Genomic DNA, 16,102 nt, shown 5'->3' on the forward strand with positions numbered 1-16,102 from the left:
TTTCTCCTTCATTCGACCACACGGACTTCGCGGAACATGCCCATGTCCATGTGGAACATCAGGTGGCAGTGATAGGCCCAGCGGCCCAGGGCGTCGGCCGTGACGCGGTAGCTGCGTTTCGAGCCGGGCGGCATGTCGATGGTGTGCTTGCGGACCAGGAAGTTGCCCGCCTCGTCCTCCAGGTCGCTCCACATGCCGTGGAGGTGGATGGGGTGGGTCATCATGGTGTCGTTGACCAGGGTGATCCGCAGGCGCTCGCCGTACTTCAGCAGCAGCGGTTCTGCATCGGCAAAGGGGATGCCGTTGAAGGACCAGGAGAAGCGCTCCATGTGCCCCGTGAGGTGCAGTTCGATGGTGCGGCCCGGCTCGCGTCCGTCCGGGTCGGGGAAGGTGCTGCGCAAGTCGGAGTAGGTGAGCACGCGGCGGCCGTTGTCGCGCAGGCCGATGCCCGGATCGTCCAGCTTCGGCACGGTGGTCATGGCCTGCATGTCCACCAGCGGATTGTCGGTTTCCGACGCAGGGTGGGCCTGCATCTGGCCGCCCATGCCGGCCATCTGCGAAGGGGCCATCCCTGCCATGGCGGAGTGGTCCATGCCGGCCATCTTCGAATGATCCATTCCCGCCATGTCGCCATGCCCCATGGCGCCGTGGTCCATGCCCATATCGGCCATGTTGATCAGCGGACGCGGGTCGGGCTCCGGCACCGGTGCGCTGAGCCCCTCGCGCAGAGCGAGGGTGCCGCGGGCGAAGCCGGAGCGGTCCATGGACTGGGCGAAAATGGTGTAGGCCTCGTCGCCGGCGGGCTCCACCAGCACGTCATAGGTCTCGGCCACGGCGATGCGGAACTCGTCCACACTCACTGGCTCCACCGGCAGGCCGTCGGCGGCGATCACGGTCATCTTCAGGCCGGGAATACGCACGTCGAAGTAGGTCATGGCCGAGCCGTTGATGAAGCGCAGGCGGATCTTCTCGCCCGGCTGGAACAGCCCGGTCCAGTTGCCGTCCGGCGCCTGGCCGTTGAGCAGGTAGGTGTAGGTGGCGCCGCTGACGTCCGCGAGGTCCGTGGGGCTCATCTTCATTTCCGCCCACATCTTGCGGTCGGCCATGGCGGCGGCCCAGCCTTGCTCGCCGACGTCATTGATGAAGTCGCCGACGGTGCGCCTGTGCTGGTTGTAGTAGTCGGATTGCTTCTTCAGCTTGGCCAGCACACGGGCGGGGTCTTCGTCGGTCCAGTCGCTCAGCATCACCACGTAGTCGCGCTGGTACTGATAAGGCTCCGGCTCCTTCGGGTCGATCACGATGGGGCCGTACACGCCCACCTGCTCCTGGTAGCCGGAGTGGCTGTGGTACCAGTAGGTGCCGTGCTGCTTCACCTGGAAGCGGTATTCGTACTGGCCATCCGGCGCGATGCCAGCGAAGCTGAAGCCCGGTACGCCGTCCATGTTGGCCGGCAGGATGACGCCGTGCCAGTGGATGGAGGTGTCCTCATCCAGGCGGTTGCGCACCCGCAGGGTCACGGTGTCGCCCTCGCGCCAGCGCAGCAGTGGGCCGGGGATGCCGCCGTTGATGGTCTTGGCGATTCGTGTCTTGCCGCTGAAGTTGACCGGCGTTTCGCCGATGAACAGGTCGAACTCGGTGCCGCTGAGCACCGTCGGCTGGCCCGGGCTGGTTACTGCCCAGACCGGCGTCTTCCACAGGCCCAGGCCCCCGAGAATGCCGCCGGCGGCCAGGCCTTTGACGAAGGTCCGCCGCGAGGTTTTGCATTGCATGCCGTTTCAATCCAGTCAGTCGAATGGGGCGCCACGCAACGGTCTGCGGCATGGCTCAGGTGCAAAACTGCCATATCGGCGCAGGGCGGGTGATTACATTTCTGTCAGCTTGCCAGGGCCGGCGCCCAAACCCTGGTCTATCGTTTCTCAACGGCAGTGTCAGGGCGCCCGCCCTTGCCGGGTTCAAGGACAACCACCCCCTGCGGGAGACGCACCATGCCCATCCGCAACCCATCCAGCGCCCTGTTACTGGTGCTGACTCTCCAGTTGGCCGGAAATGCTGCCTTTGCCGCCACGGATGCCGGCATATCCGCCGCCCAGGATGACGCCCCCACCGCGGGCGTGTCCGCCGTACCCGCGGAGACGCCCGCCGCTGCACCGGCGGCCGCACCCGCAGCGGCGCCAGCTCCGGCCGCGCAGCCCGCGGCCACTCAGGCGGTGTTCAAGACCGAAGAACTCGACCAGATGATGGCGCCCATCGCCCTCTACCCGGATTCGCTGCTGGCCCAGGTCCTGATGGCCGCGACTTATCCGGGCAACGTGGCCGATGCCGTCGCCTGGTCCAAGGCCCATCCGGATGCCCAGGGCGATGCCGCCGTGAAACAAGTGGCCGACCAACCCTGGGACCCGAGCGTTCAATCGCTGGTGGCCTTTCCCCAGGTGCTGGCCACCCTTGGCCAGGACCCGGCCTGGGTGCAGCGCATGGGTGACGCCTTCCTCGCCCAGCCCAACGACGTGATGGATTCCGTCCAGCGCCTGAGGCGCCAGGCCCAGGCCGCCGGCAACCTGGAATCCAACGAGCAGCAGAAAGTCACCGTCCAGGAGGCCGCGCCGGTTGCGCCCAGCTCCACCACCACCGTGGTGCAGCCGGCCACCCAAACCATCGTCATCGAGCCCGCCGACCCGCAGGTGGTCTACGTGCCCAGCTACAACCCCACGGTGGTCTACGGCACCTGGTCGTACCCGTCCTACCCGCCGCCCTATTACCCGCCGCCGCCCAGCTACGGCTACCCCGTCGCCACCGCACTGGCCGCGGGCCTGGCCTTCGGCGTTGGCGTGGGCATCGTCAACTCCCTCTGGGGCGACTGCGACTGGGGCGGCGGCGACGTCGATATCGACGTCAACAAGTACAACAACATCAACACCAACAGGCAGATCGACCGCAGCCAGAACAAATTCGTCCACAACCCGACCAATCGCGGCGGCGTGCCCTACCGCGACAACGTCAACCGCCGCGAGAACAGCCGGCGTATTCCCGGCGCCGAGCAGCGCGACGCCCTGCGCGGCTACGACGGCAACCGTACCGCCGAACGTCAGCGGGCCCGTGCGAGCCTGCAGGAGCGGGGCATCCAGGCGCCCGCCACCAGCAACCAGCAGGCCCGCGAACGGGCCCAGGCCGCCACGCGCGAGATGCGCAACGACCCGCAGGCGCGCCAACGTGTTGAAGGCGGCGCCCAGCAGCGTCCGCGCGCCGACACGGCCAATCGCCAGCAGCAGCGTCCCCGTGCCCAGAACAATCAGCAGACACGGCAACAGGCCCGCCAGCAGTACTCGTCGCAGCAGGGGCCACGCAACAACGCTTTCGCCGGTGCCCGTCAGCCTTCCCAGTCACGGCAGGCTGCCAGTCGGGGTGAAGTCAGCCGGCAATCTGCCGCACGCCCCCAGAAAGCATCCGCCGGCCGGCAAGTGCAACGGTCCGCACCGTCTCGCGGCGGCGCCGGTCGGCGCTGACAGGAGTTTGGACATGAACGTCACATCCCGGATTTTCGCGTCGCTGCTGCTGGCCACCTCTGTCGTGGGGGTGTGCTTCGCGCAGGAATCGTTCAAGACCCCGGAAGCCGCCGCCGAGGCTTTCGTCGCCGCCCTCGGCACCGAAAAGGCCGATGCCAAGCAACTGGCCGCCCTCCTCGGGGAGCGCTGGCAGGACTACATCCCCACCAAGGGCATCGAACGCAAGGAGGTGGACGCCTTCCTCGCCTACTACCGCGAAAAGCACAGGATCGACACCGCCAAGGGCCGTGCCCACCTTGTCGTCGGCAATGACCCCTGGACCCTGCCGATCCCCATCGTCCAAGGCAAGGCGGGCTGGACCTTCGACGCCAAAGCCGCGAAAGAGGAAATCCGCCTGCTGCGCATCGGTCGCAATGAACTGACGGCGATCCAGTCCGCCGAGGCCTATCACGATGCGCAGATGGACTACGCCGAAGTCGACCGCAATGGCGACGGCGTGCTGGAGTACGCCCAGAAATTCATCAGCAGCGACGGCAAGCACGACGGCCTTTACTGGGCCGACGAAGATGGCGCGGACGAGAGCCCCCTCGGCCCGTTGTTCGGTGGCCAGACCAAGGGCGACGACTGGCACGGCTACCACTTCCGCATCCTCACCGCCCAGGGGCCCTCGGCCCCCGGCGGCGCCTACAACTACATGCTGGGCAAGGCCATGAGCCGGGGCTTCGCCCTGATTGCCTGGCCAGCCCAGTACGGCGACAGCGGCGTGATGAGCTTCATGATCAGCCACGACGGCGAGATCTTTCAGAAGGACCTGGGCAAGGACAGCGAAAAGATCGCCAAGGCCATGAAGCGCTTCGACCCCGATAGCAGCTGGGACGAAGTCAAAACCTCGGACGAGCCGGGCTCGTAGTGCCGGCTCCCCGCTCCCGGTGCGCATGGCGCACTCTACGGTCAGCCCCGTCGCGCTGGCCGAGCCTCGCTGATGGGGCGTAGGGTGGACCACGCTTCATCGGTCCACCATCGGCGTGTGGCATGGCACAGGCGGTGGGAATGAACAACGATTTCCACCCTGCGGCCAGTCGCTGGTGCGCGTGCACTGGGGATGAGCGTCGCGCGGTATTCCCCTGTCTGGACCTCCTCAGGAACCTTTGACCGCACGTCGCCACGACCTCATGCGCCGACGCAAGGCTGCCGCAAAATCAGGGGGGAACTGGTCAAAAACTATACTGAGAGTGCAGGGGTAAAGCTTGGGGGGGACCATTCAGGAGGGCTCGCCATGCGTTTCCTCAAACTCGTCATCTTCTTCCTGGCGTGCGCCAGCAGCGGCCAGCTTCTTGCCCAACAGCCCTGGTCGTATTCCGACAGCTCCGACTCGCAGATGCTGGCCTGGAACGGTGGTGGCTATCACCGGCACCACCACCATCACTTCTACGGCCATCGCCACGGCCATGGCTACAGACCCTACTACTACCGCCAATACCCGCGCGTGATCTTTGTGCCGAGGTACTACAACGGTTACGGGATGCAGCCTTATTACTACCCGTACTACCGGAACCCGCGGATCGTGATTCAGTACTACGACCCGAGGCGGGGGGTATTCATTGGGTCGGATGTGGGTGGCTACTGAAGCGTCAGGGAATGAATCCGCATGCAACAAGGCCCGCGAATGCGGGCCTTGTGGTTGGAGGCGCTAAGCCATCAGTCCTGGCGGCTGGTGACTTCCAGCAGGTGGTAGCCGAACTGGGTCTTCACCGGGCCCTGCACCACGTTCAGCGGGGCGCTGAAGACGACGGTGTCGAATTCCTTGACCATCTGGCCGCGGCCGAAGGAGCCGAGGTTGCCGCCGTCGCGGCTGGAGGGGCAGGTGGAATGCTTCTTGGCGATTTCGGCGAAGTCGGCGCCGGCTTCGATGGCGGCTTTGAGTTCGTTGCACTTGGCTTCGGTGGAAACCAGGATGTGGCGGGCGGTTGCGCGTGCCATGGTGGGGTACTCCTTGCAATTGAGGTTGCAGAGCCTAGCGGAATCGGTGGGCGATTCAAGGTGTTTGGTCGGGGTCAATCGCCCATCGGCTGCCGGACATGAGCGGGGTACAGGGCTGGTGATCCGGCTGTGGGGGAGTGTGGAACACTCTGCCTGAACCCCGGCCTCTCCCGCAGTGGTAAAGGGCAGGAACGAAATTTTCACGCGCTTTTCAACTGGCGTTGACGCCGGCTTGGCTAGGGTGGCAGGCCTCGGATTCTATGAGGCAGGCCTTTCATGTCCCGTCGTCTTTTTGTTGGGTTGGGGTGTGCGCTGGCGGTTGCGGTTGCGACGGCCATCGCGTTGGTGCCTCGGGGTGGCTCCGAGGTGGCGCAGTCCGTAGCGCCCTTGCTGGGCACCGCGCGTCCGGCGAACTGGGCGCAGCCGGTGGAGCCCGCCTTCAATTTCTATCGCATGTCGCCTTCGCTCTACCGCAGCGCGCTGCCGCACAGTGGTGATGTGCCGCTGCTTGAGCAGTTGGGCGTGCGCACGGTGGTGAGTTTCATCAAGGACGACGATGCCCAATGGCTGGGGGATGCCAAGGTACGCACGGTGAGCATCCCGCTCCATGCGGACCGGGTGGACGATGCCGATGTGATTCGCGTGCTGGGCGCCGTGCAGGCGGCCGAGCGGCTGGGACCGGTGCTGATCCATTGCAAGCATGGGCGCGACCGCTCCGGGCTGATGGCGGCCATGTACCGCACCGTGGTGCAGGGCTGGAGCAAGGAGGAGGCATTGCGGGAGATGCAGCAGGGTGGCTTTGGCGACCCGGCGAGCATGGCCAGTGCCGTGGCCTATGTGCAGAAGGCTGATGTGGAAGGCATTCGCCAGGCCATGGCGCGAGGGGAGTGCAGCACGTCCTGGGCTTCAATGTGCCGGCTCAGGGGCTGGCTGGATCGCCAGTTCGCCGACGCTACCCAGGGGGTTCCGGCCGCCCTGCCCGCGACGGATGTCGCGGACAGGGACGTGCAGTCGGTGCCGGCTGCAGAAAGTTCCGAACTTACGCCCGACCGAGGTTGAAGTGACTCACCTGGGCGTTCAGGTCCTCGGCGAGGCGGGCCAGTCCCAGGGTGGCGTGGCTGACCTGGTCTGAGCCTTCGGCGTTGCTGCTGGCCAGGTCACGGATCAGTTCGATGCGCTGACTGATGTCGTGGGCGACCGCAGCCTGTTCCTCGGCGGCGCTGGCAATCTGAACGGCCATGTCGCTGATCACCCGGTTGGCGTGGGTGATGCTTTCCAGGGCGTGGCCGGCATCGTCCGCCTGGCGGGCGCCGGATTCCGCCTGGCTGCGGCTGTGGGACATGACGCTCACGGCCTGCTGGGCACCTTCCTGCAAGCGCTGGATCATGTCCTGGATTTCCTGGGTGGAGTCCTGGGTGCGTTTGGCCAGGTTACGTACTTCCTCCGCCACCACAGCAAAACCCCGACCCTGTTCACCGGCCCGCGCGGCCTCGATGGCGGCGTTGAGGGCCAGCAGGTTGGTCTGGTCGGCGATGCCCCGGATCACGTCGAGGATGCTGCCGATGCTGGTGGTATCCGACGCCAGGGACTGAACGACTTCTTCGGCCTGGCCGATATCGCCGGACAGGCGCTGGATGGTGTCCACCATCTGGTCCACCAGCACACGCCCACCCCTGGCCGACTGGTCCGCCTGCTGGGCCGCCTCGGCGGTCTGGGAGGAGTGGCGGGCGACTTCCTGCACGGTGGCGGCCATTTCTGTGATGGCGGTGGCCACTTCTACGGTGTGCAGTTCCTGCTGCCGGATGTTTTCCTGGGTGGCGCGGGTGGTGCTGGTGAGCTGGGCGGCGGAAACGCTCAGTTGGCCGCTGGAGTGCACCACGTTGCTGACGATGTCGCGCAGCTTGGTGACCATCTGCCCGAAGGCGTGGGAGAGCACGCCGAACTCGCCGGAGCTGCGGTCATCGAGACGGGTGTTGAGCTCGCCTTCGGCCACGCGATGGGCTTCGCCGGAGAGTCGCAGCAGGGCGCCGCTGACCTTGCGGCGAATGGCGAAGATGCCGATCACGGAGATCACGATGAGCAGCAGGACCATGAGGCTGACGGCGGTCATGTAGGTGTTGCCGGTGGCGCGCAGGTCGGCGACTTCGCCCTGGGTGCGCTGGTCCAGCATGGCGAAGAAGTCGTCCACCGGGCGCATGATTTGCGCCTTTTCCTGGTGGTACTGCGCGCTGTGCATCAGCTTGCCGGCCAGTGCCAGGTCCGGCGCGCCCTGGTATTCGCCCTTGCCCAGGGCCGCATTCATGGCCTGGGTTTCGAGGGTGACCAGGCCGTTGGAAGCCTTCTCGGCATCCGCCAGCTTGGCCAGTTCGGCCTGGGTGAATCCCTGGCGGCGCATCAGCTCCAGCAGGGGCGTGGAGGCGCCTTCACCGCGATCGTTGGCCTGCCCGGCGGCAAGGAAATCCAGGTAGGGGCGCTGGTACTCCCGGGGGCGAGGCTGCTGGCCGTTGCGGATGTCCAGCGTCTGCTGATAGAGGTCCGCGAAATGGGCATCGCCGGTGACCGCGAGGGTCCGGGCCATGCGCGTAAGGTCGTCGGAACTCTGCCGAAGCTCATCGGCGAGCAGGTAGGACTGGTAGCGGTTTTCCTGACGTTCGCCGAGCTGCTTCTGGTTGCTGATCAGCAACACGACCAGCAGGCAGAGCAGAGCGGTGCAGAGGATGATGGCGCTGAAGATCAGCGTGAACAGGCGTTGGATCGACAATTGGGCTCTCCTGCATGAAGCGGTACCGGTCCCGGCAAGCGAGCAGGTGAGCGAAGCAACGTATGGCGATCCTTCGCTCATTGAACTCGGTGGAGGCGGGGTGCGGCAGCGTCCTTGCGCATGGCTTGGGGCGCACCAGCGCGGTGCGTGGCAAGGATGATTGACCACTCAATCAAGATTGGCAACTGGCCATCAGACTTATTTTGGCAGCTGTTCGTCCGCTGCCCGGGCCTGGCTCATCAGCCAGTTGCCGAGCTCCAGCAATTGCGGACTGGGAGCGGGGCGTTCGGGGTAGACCAGGAAATAGGCACCGCCGGTGGGCACCCGGAGGTCGAAGGGGGCCACGAGGCGGCCGGTGGCGAGGTCTTCGCCGATCAGTGACCAGTCCCCGAGCGCCACGCCATTGCCCTGAGCGGCGACGGAGAGGGCCAGGTCAAGGGTGTCGAAGTGGTGGCCGCTGCCAAGCTTGTCGAGGGTGACCTCGGCAGCCCGGAGCCAGGTTCTCCAGTCCTGGTCGTCCCGGGTGGGGTGCAGCAGTGTGTGCCGAGCCAGGTCGGCGGGGCTCTCCAGCGGCAAGGGGCCGGCCTTCAGTTGCTGGGAGCAGACGGGGGTGAGCTGCTCGTCGAACAGGTGATGGGCAACCTGGCCGCTGCCGGGTTGGCTGCCATAGATCACCGCGGCGTCGAACTCCTCGCGGCGGAAGTCCACGCCGTACTGCACGGTGGTGGTGAGTTCCACCGGCACGTCCGGGCGCTCGGCCTGCCATTGCATCAGCCGCGGCAGGAGCCAGCGCATCACACAGGTGGGGGCTTTGAGTTGCAGGGCTTCGCGCTTGGTACCCACTTTCTCGACGGCTTCCTCGATCAGGCTGAATATCTGCTGGATGCGCGGCAGCATTTCGCGACCTTGTGCGGTGAGGCTGAGGCCCCGCGCCTGGCGCTGGAACAGCGGGTAGCCCAGGTGATCCTCCAGCCCGGCGATCTGCCGGCTCACCGCGCCCTGGGTCAGGTGCAGCAGCTCGGCGGCACGGGTGAAGTTGCAGCACTGTGCGGTGACCAGAAAGGTATGCAGGGCAGGCAGGGGCGGGAGGCGTTTCATAGGGACAGCCATGAGGTGAGGACATGGCTAGTATGACGATTTTTGCCTTGTCAGTCTCACCGCCGGGCGGCTCAATGGGCGCCAATCATGGCCCTCCAGCCGGTTCCGGCTCCTTGCTCAGGGAGTGGCCTTCCACCGTCCCGCTCATGGAGCCAATACCATGCCGAATACCCTTCCGCCCTTCGCCGAAACCCTGGCCGGCGTCTACATCAATGGTCAGTGGCTGCCCGGCGGCCCGACCCTGGACGTGGTGAACCCGTCCACCGAAGCGCATCTAGCCAGCATTGGCAGCGGCGATGCGGCGACAGTCGACCAGGCCGTGCAGGCCGCCAGCCAGGCCTTCCCGACCTGGGCCCGGAGCAGTGGTGCGGAACGTGGTGCGGTACTGCGCCGCATTGCCGAGGGCGTGCGCCAGCGTCGCGAGACGCTGATCCAGCTGCAGTCGGCCAACAACGGCAAGCCCCTGTTCGAGGCGGCCATCGATGTGGACGACGTGATCGGTACCTTCGACTACTACGCGGGCCTCGCCGAAGGCCTGGACGCCCAGCAGGACCGCCCGGTGGAGCTGCCCAGCGAGGACTTCGCCGCGCGCCTGCGTCGCGAGCCCTGCGGCGTGGTGGGGCTGATCGTGCCCTGGAACTTCCCCATGGTGACCACCGCCTGGAAACTGGCCCCGGCCCTGGCCGCCGGTTGCGCCGTGGTGCTGAAGCCTTCCGAGGTGACCCCGCTGCCGGAACTGGAGCTGGCGCGCATCATCCATGAAGCCGGCCTGCCGGCCGGCGTGCTCAACGTCGTGTGCGGCACCGGCCTTGCCGTGGGCGCGCCGCTGTCGTCCCACCCGAAGGTGGCCAAGGTGTCCTTCACCGGCAGCAATGCCGTGGGCGTGCAGGTGATGCAGCGCGCGGCGGAGACCGTGAAGGGCGTCAGCCTGGAACTGGGCGGCAAGTCGTCGCTGCTGGTGCTGAATGAGGCGGATCTGGACCTGGCCGTCGAACTGGCCTGTGGCGGTGCCTTCTTCAATGCCGGGCAGATGTGCTCCGCCACCAGCCGCGTGCTGGTGGCCGCCCCCCTGGCGGCGGACTTCCTGGCCCGCGTGCAGGAGCGTGCCGAAGCCATTCAGGTAGGTGACCCCTTCGTCGAAGGCGTGGAGATGGGCGCCCTGGTGAACCAGGCGCAGTACCAGCGCGTGACCGGCCATATCGAGCGCGGCATCGCCGCCGGTGCCCGCCTGGTGTGTGGCGGCGCGCGGCCGGAAGGGCTGGAGCGCGGCTACTTCCTCAAGCCCACGGTGTTCACCGATGTGCCGGCGGAGAGCGCCCTGTGGAACGAGGAAATCTTCGGGCCGGTACTCTGCGTGCGCAGTTTCGCCACCGAGGAGGAGGCCATCGAACTGGCCAATGACAGCGAGTTCGGCCTGGTGGCCAGTGTGGTGAGCCGCAACCTCGAGGCCGCCGAGCGGGTGGCCAATGCCCTGCAGGCGGGCATGGTGTGGATCAACTCGCCGCAAGTGATCTTCCCGCAGACCGCCTGGGGTGGGTACAAGCAGAGCAGCATCGGCCGCGAACTCGGTCCGTGGGGCCTGGCGTCCTTCCAGGAGATCAAGCACGTGGTGCGGGCGGTCTAAACGATATTTCGCCGCTTGGGCTTGCGTAGGATGGGTATCGCTGTGCTCCACCCATCCTACAAGGCTTGAGTTCGCCCCCTACATAGCACCATGCAACCTGCCAAAGCCGCCTTCGGGCGGCTTTTTCATGCCTGGGTTCAAGCCATGCGTGGGGCACATGGCTCCAATGACGAATTTTCGTTTGTTGCTCCATCGGGGGCGCCGCAGGATGAGCGCGCCGGGCACGTACGCTGCCGCAGAGCCATACAAGAACAAGAGGAGTCCTCAATGGGCGAGCATGATCTGAGCAGAAGAAATTTCATCAAGACGGTGGGTGTCGCTTCGGTGGCGGCCGCCACCCTGTCGATGCCCTTCATCCGGGCCAGCGCCAGCGATACCCGCTTCCAGGGCAAGACCCTGCGCCTGCTGACCTGGTCGGATGACACCGGGCTGGCGGCGCTGCGCAATATCGCGGCTACCTTCGAGGCCAAGACCGGCGCCAAGGTCATTGCCGACCGCACCGGCAGCACGTCGGAAATGGTCGCCAAGTTGAAGGCCGGTGGCGACCGGCCGCAGTACGACATCATCACCCTCGCCGGGGTGGGCGCTGAAGGCCTGGCCAGTGCCGGCCTGCTGGAAAAGCCTGACCTGAACCGCATTCCCAATCTCAAGGACGTGCCCGCCCAGTACCAGACCGGTGCCAACGGCCACGGCATCGGCTACCTCTTGTGGTGCAACAGCCTGGTCTACAACACCCGCACCGTGAAGGACGTGCCGGACAGCTACGCTGCGCTCTGGGACCCTGCCTACGAGGGCCGCCTGTTCCTGCCGCCGCCGAACTGGACCGAGGCCATGGACCTGATCATCATCGCCGCCAAGCTGGCCGGTGGTGACGAGCACAACATCGAGCCGGGCTTCAAGAAGCTGGAAGAGCTGAAGGACCGGGTGATGACCCTGGGGGAAAACCCCAACCAGATCGCCGAGCTGTTCCGCACCAACTCGCTGGACATGGGCGGCCTTTACGCCCCGGCCTTCTTCCCCAAGCAGATCCGCGACCCCGCCTACAGCCTGGGCGCCACCTTCGGCATGAAGGAAGGCTTCTACACCGACCTGATGCTTTCGGTCATGCCCAAGCACCGTCCGGGCGACACCGACCTGGCCTACGCCTTCCTCGACCACTCGCTGGACCCGCTGGTGCAGGGCAAGATGGCCGAGGACATCTTCAACGGTCCGGTCAACGCCAAGGCGATCATCTCCGCCGAGGCGCGCAAGAGCCCCTTCATCCTCACGCCGGAGCAGATCGCGGAGAAGGCGATCATGCACGACAACGCCTTCCTCGCCACGGTCCACGACCAGTGGATTCGCCGCTACACGGAAATCTTCTCTTCCTGATGCAGCCACGGCGCCTGCCGTGATTCGCGCCGGGCGGCTGGCCGTCCGGCGCGTGGTTTTCCTGTTCTGACGAGACGAGCGCTATGGAACACACTGATCTGACCCAGGCGGTCGGGGCGGCCCCCCTGCGCCCGGCCGGGGCGATTTCGCCCACGACACGGGCCTGGCTCTTCCTCACCCCGTCGATGCTTTTCCTGGCCGTGCTGGTTGCCGCCAGCCTGCTGGTGCTGCGCATGAGCATCGGCGAGAAGGGGGCCGAGTGGAGCGGCTTCAGCCTGGCCAGCTATGCCCAGCTGGCCGAGCCTTACTATCTGAAATCGCTGCTGTTGACCATGCGCCTGGCCTTCGTCAGCGCGCTGATCGCGGTGGCCCTGGCGATTCCGGTGGGGTACTGCATGTCGCGTCTGCAGTCGCCCCTGCTGCGCCGGATATTCCTGGCGGCCGTGCTGCTGCCGCTGTTGGTCAATCTGCTGCTGCAAAGCTACGGCTGGCTGGTGATCCTCGGGCCGGCCGGGATGCTCAACCAGGCGTTGATCGGGCTGGGGCTGATCGACCGGCCGATGATGCTGCTCTACAACCAGACCGGGGTGCTCATGGGCCTGGTGCAGACGGCCTTCCCCCTGGCGGTGCTGCCTATCGCCAGTGCCATGCGCGGCGTGGCCCGCACCTATGAAGAGGCGGCCGCCACCCTGGGCGCCAGCCGCTTTCAGGTGTTCCGCCAGGTGGTGCTGCCGATGAGCCTGCCGGGCATCTTCACCGGCGCCACCCTGGTGTTCGCCTACAACGCCAGCAGCTTCGTGGTCCCGCTGCTGCTCGGGGGACGGCGCGTGCCGATGCTGGCGGTGATGGTGCATGACCAGATCGCCCCGCTGATGAACTGGCCCGCGGCCTCCGCCGCCGGCGTGGTGCTGATCGCCACGACCCTGGTGATCATGGGCTTCTCCGAATACGTCACCGGCCGTCGCCGTCGCATGCTGGAGGCTTCGCAATGAGCAATCCCTTCCGTTCCCACGCGGCGCTGCCCGGGGAACTCGGCCGCTTCGCGATGACCCTTTCCGGGGTGATCCTGCTGTTGGCGGTATTGCCGATCCTGACCATGATCGTGATGTCGTTCAGCGGTGCGTCGAACCTCGACTTCCCGCCGACGAGCTTCAGCCTGCAGTGGTACGAGGCGGCCTGGCGCACCTTCGTTTCGCCCGACGCCAGTGATGTGCTGAGCCTGGGGCAGGCGCTGACCACCAGCCTGCTGGTGTCCTGCCTGACCATGGTGCTGGCGACCCTGGTGGCGGTGCCAGCGTCCTACGCGCTGACCCGTTGCGAGTTCCGCGGCAAGGCGGTGGCGCTGCAACTGATGTCGCTGCCGCTGGTGTTCCCCATGGTGGTGCTGGGCCTGGCGCTGCTGCTGGTGTTCGACAGCCTGCCGTTCCACATGGATACCTCGCGGCTGGTGATCGCCCACGTGATCCTCGCGCTGCCCTTCGTGGTGAAGAACTGCACGGCCGCCATGGTTTCCATCGGCACCGAGGTGGAGGAGGCCGCACAGATGCTCGGCGCCTCGCCGCTGCGGGCGATCCTCGATGTGGTGGTGCCGCTGATGCGCTCGGGCATCCTCGCTGGGATGCTGCTGGCCTTCATCGTGTCGTTCAACGAGTTCACGGTGACCTACTTCCTCTACAACATCGATGTGATGACCGTGCCGATCTGGATGTACAGCCGCACCGTGTCGTCCCTCGATCCCACCGTATTTTCCTTTGCCGTGCTGATCGTGCTGATCGACTTCGCCCTGATCTGGGCGCTGGAGAAGCTGGTTGGCGATGGCGGCGTGTCGTTCTGAGTCGAGGTGAAGCATGTCTGGACTGATTCTGCAAAAAGTCGAAAAGCGTTACGGCTCCATCTGCGCCGTGACCGACGTCAACCTCCATCTGCCCGAGGGCAAACTGGTCTGCTTCCTCGGCCCTTCCGGCTGCGGCAAGACCACGCTGCTGCGGATGATCGCCGGTCTGGAGAGCCTCACCTCCGGGCAGATCGTCCTGGATGGCGGGGATATCAGCGGCACCCCCGCACACCAGCGCAACTTCGGCATGGTCTTCCAGTCCCTGGCGCTGTTCCCGCACATGACGGTCGGGGAGAACATTGCCTACCCGCTGCGCCTGCGCAACGCGGGCAAGGCCGAGCAGCAGGCGCGGGTGGCCGAGCTGCTGCAGATGATTCAGTTGCAGGAGATGGTGGATCGGCCGGTGTCGCGGCTGTCCGGTGGGCAACGCCAGCGCGTGGCCATCGCCCGCGCCATCGCTTCGCACCCTAAGCTGCTGCTGTTGGACGAGCCGCTGTCGGCGCTGGACGCCAAGCTGCGCGAATCGATGCAGATCGAGATCCGCCAGCTCCAGCAACGCCTGAACATCACCACCATCATGGTCACCCATGACCAGCGCGAGGCTATGACCATGGCTGACATCGTGGTGGTGCTGGGCGAGCACCGGGTGCAGCAGGTGGGCACGCCCATCGAGATCTACCGCAACCCGGCCAACGAGTTCGTCGCCGATTTCATCGGCACCGGCAATATCTTCCCGGCCACCGCCCTGGGCAGTGGGCGTGTCGGCCTGCCTGGCGGCGCGTCATTCCAGGCGCCGGTCTGCGCCAGCATCCAGGCCGGCGCGCCGATCAAGCTGCTGGTACGGCCGGAGGACCTGCAACTGTCCGCACCCCAGGCCGGCGGTGCCAACAGCGTGCCGGGCACGGTGACTTTCGTGCGGGATATCGGCGCCACCATCGAGACCACGGTGGACTGTTCGGGCGTTTCCCTTACCGCCCTGACGACGCCGTGCCAGGATATTGGCCTGGCCATCGGCAACCCGGTGTCGGTGACCATTCCCGAGCATGCCTGCCGGGTGCTCTCGGCGTGACAAAGAAGGGCCGATTGCACATTGGCCTTCGCCCCCGCCAGGTGCACACTGGCGGGTGAACCTGGAAATGGAGAGCTGAGCATGAACCTTCAACTTGAGAACCGCAGTGCCCTGGTGTGCGGCGGCAGCTCCGGGTTGGGCTTCGGTGTGGCCGAGGCACTGGCCAGGGAAGGCGTGCGGGTTTGCCTGCTGGCGCGCAACCTGTCGAAGCTGGACCTCGCGGTGGAGCGCATTCGTCGCGAAGGCGGCGAGGCCCAGGGGGTCGCCGTTGACCTGAACGACCTGGGTGCCGTGGACATGGCCATCGAGCAGGTCGTGGCGGCCATCGGCACGCCGGACATTCTTGTCGCCAACAACGGTGGGCCGCCGCCGATCAACGCGGTGGATTTCGAGCCGGAACTCTGGCATCGCCAGTTGGACGCCATGCTGCTCAGCACCATGGCCCTGGTGAATGCCTTCCTGCCGAGCATGCGCCAGCGGCGCTTCGGTCGCATCCTGATGATTTCGTCCACCAGCGTGGTGGAGCCCATCCCCGGCCTGGTGCTGTCCAGTGCCCTGCGGTCGGCCCTGGCCAACTGGGCCAAGACCCTGGCCACCGAAGTGGCCGCCGATGGCGTCACGGTGAACACGTTGATGCCGGGCTCGTTCTGGACCGAGCGCACCGAGTCCCTGCTGCTGCGCGCGGCTGAACGCAGCAATATGCCGGTGGCGTCCCTGATGGCCAAGGAGCAGGCGGCGATTCCAGTGGGGCGCTACGGCGCTGCCGAGGAGTTCGGCGCGGTGGCGACCTTCCTGGCCAGCCCGTTGGCCAGCTATGTCACCGGGTCGCTGATTCCGGTGGATGGTGGGGTTCTGAAGGGTTGAT

General features: G+C 66.1%; 14 protein-coding genes. 10 read left to right on the forward strand and 4 right to left on the reverse strand.

Translation table 11 applies throughout. From position 1 onward, the window contains the following. Window positions 1–8: 8 nt before the first annotated feature. A complete protein-coding gene (locus TQ98_RS07180) occupies window positions 9–1,769 on the reverse strand; it encodes a copper resistance system multicopper oxidase (protein WP_044871583.1) in 1,761 nt (586 codons plus the stop codon). 216 nt (window positions 1,770–1,985) lie between these two features. Between TQ98_RS07180 and TQ98_RS07185 the strand changes: the two genes are divergently transcribed. The 3 genes from TQ98_RS07185 to TQ98_RS07195 all read left to right on the forward strand — a co-directional run bounded on the left by TQ98_RS07185 (window position 1,986) and on the right by TQ98_RS07195 (window position 5,127). Beyond that, on the forward strand, window positions 1,986–3,500 hold the full coding sequence (locus TQ98_RS07185; RefSeq protein ID WP_044871582.1) for a DUF3300 domain-containing protein: 1,515 nt from the start codon (window positions 1,986–1,988) through the stop codon (window positions 3,498–3,500). A 13-nt stretch (window positions 3,501–3,513) separates the two neighbouring features. Then, window positions 3,514–4,410 carry a DUF2950 domain-containing protein gene (locus TQ98_RS07190; RefSeq protein ID WP_044871581.1) on the forward strand — a complete coding sequence of 299 codons (897 nt, stop codon included), beginning with the start codon at window positions 3,514–3,516 and terminating at the stop codon, window positions 4,408–4,410. Between the two features lie 366 nt (window positions 4,411–4,776). Then, window positions 4,777–5,127, forward strand: a complete 351-nt coding sequence (locus TQ98_RS07195) for a hypothetical protein (RefSeq protein ID WP_044871580.1) — start codon at window positions 4,777–4,779, stop codon at window positions 5,125–5,127. Between the two features lie 71 nt (window positions 5,128–5,198). Here TQ98_RS07195 and TQ98_RS07200 read toward each other — a convergent pair whose 3' ends face one another. Further along, window positions 5,199–5,480 carry a peptidylprolyl isomerase gene (locus TQ98_RS07200; RefSeq protein WP_044871579.1) on the reverse strand — a complete coding sequence of 94 codons (282 nt, stop codon included), beginning with the start codon at window positions 5,478–5,480 and terminating at the stop codon, window positions 5,199–5,201. A gap of 366 nt (window positions 5,481–5,846) precedes the next feature. Between TQ98_RS07200 and TQ98_RS07205 the strand changes: the two genes are divergently transcribed. Continuing rightward, window positions 5,847–6,539: a dual specificity protein phosphatase family protein gene (locus TQ98_RS07205; protein WP_277949284.1), complete on the forward strand. Its 693-nt coding sequence runs from the start codon at window positions 5,847–5,849 to the stop codon at window positions 6,537–6,539. Here the strand turns inward: TQ98_RS07205 and TQ98_RS07210 are convergent. Both TQ98_RS07210 and TQ98_RS07215 read right to left on the reverse strand, forming a co-directional pair. Continuing rightward, complete coding sequence (locus tag TQ98_RS07210; protein WP_044871578.1) at window positions 6,520–8,241, reverse strand: methyl-accepting chemotaxis protein; 1,722 nt, start codon at window positions 8,239–8,241, stop codon at window positions 6,520–6,522. The two genes, TQ98_RS07205 and TQ98_RS07210, sit on opposite strands and share 20 nt — an antisense overlap. Before the next feature lie 198 nt (window positions 8,242–8,439). Further along, complete coding sequence (locus tag TQ98_RS07215) at window positions 8,440–9,339, reverse strand: LysR substrate-binding domain-containing protein (RefSeq protein WP_044871577.1); 900 nt, start codon at window positions 9,337–9,339, stop codon at window positions 8,440–8,442. 160 nt (window positions 9,340–9,499) lie between these two features. On the opposite strand from TQ98_RS07215, the gene TQ98_RS07220 reads away from it, so the two are divergent. From TQ98_RS07220 to TQ98_RS07245, 6 genes are all read left to right on the forward strand, one after another. Further along, on the forward strand, window positions 9,500–10,963 hold the full coding sequence (locus TQ98_RS07220) for an aldehyde dehydrogenase family protein (protein ID WP_044871576.1): 1,464 nt from the start codon (window positions 9,500–9,502) through the stop codon (window positions 10,961–10,963). Between the two features lie 267 nt (window positions 10,964–11,230). Continuing rightward, window positions 11,231–12,334 (forward strand): ABC transporter substrate-binding protein, encoded by a 1,104-nt coding sequence (locus TQ98_RS07225; protein WP_044871575.1) that lies wholly within the window; start codon window positions 11,231–11,233, stop codon window positions 12,332–12,334. Between the two features lie 83 nt (window positions 12,335–12,417). Then, window positions 12,418–13,326 carry an ABC transporter permease gene (locus tag TQ98_RS07230; RefSeq protein ID WP_044871574.1) on the forward strand — a complete coding sequence of 303 codons (909 nt, stop codon included), beginning with the start codon at window positions 12,418–12,420 and terminating at the stop codon, window positions 13,324–13,326. Beyond that, the gene (locus TQ98_RS07235) at window positions 13,323–14,168 is read left to right on the forward strand and encodes an ABC transporter permease (protein WP_044871573.1); all 846 of its coding nucleotides are present in this window, start codon (window positions 13,323–13,325) and stop codon (window positions 14,166–14,168) included. The genes TQ98_RS07230 and TQ98_RS07235 overlap by 4 nt, the downstream gene beginning before the upstream one ends. 13 nt (window positions 14,169–14,181) lie before the next feature. Continuing rightward, window positions 14,182–15,237 carry an ABC transporter ATP-binding protein gene (locus TQ98_RS07240; protein WP_044871572.1) on the forward strand — a complete coding sequence of 352 codons (1,056 nt, stop codon included), beginning with the start codon at window positions 14,182–14,184 and terminating at the stop codon, window positions 15,235–15,237. An 81-nt stretch (window positions 15,238–15,318) separates the two neighbouring features. Beyond that, complete coding sequence (locus tag TQ98_RS07245) at window positions 15,319–16,101, forward strand: SDR family oxidoreductase (RefSeq protein ID WP_044871571.1); 783 nt, start codon at window positions 15,319–15,321, stop codon at window positions 16,099–16,101. Window position 16,102: the final 1 nt, after the last annotated feature.

Source organism: Pseudomonas sp. LFM046 (assembly GCF_000949385.2).
Classification (GTDB): Bacteria; Pseudomonadota; Gammaproteobacteria; order Pseudomonadales; family Pseudomonadaceae; genus Metapseudomonas.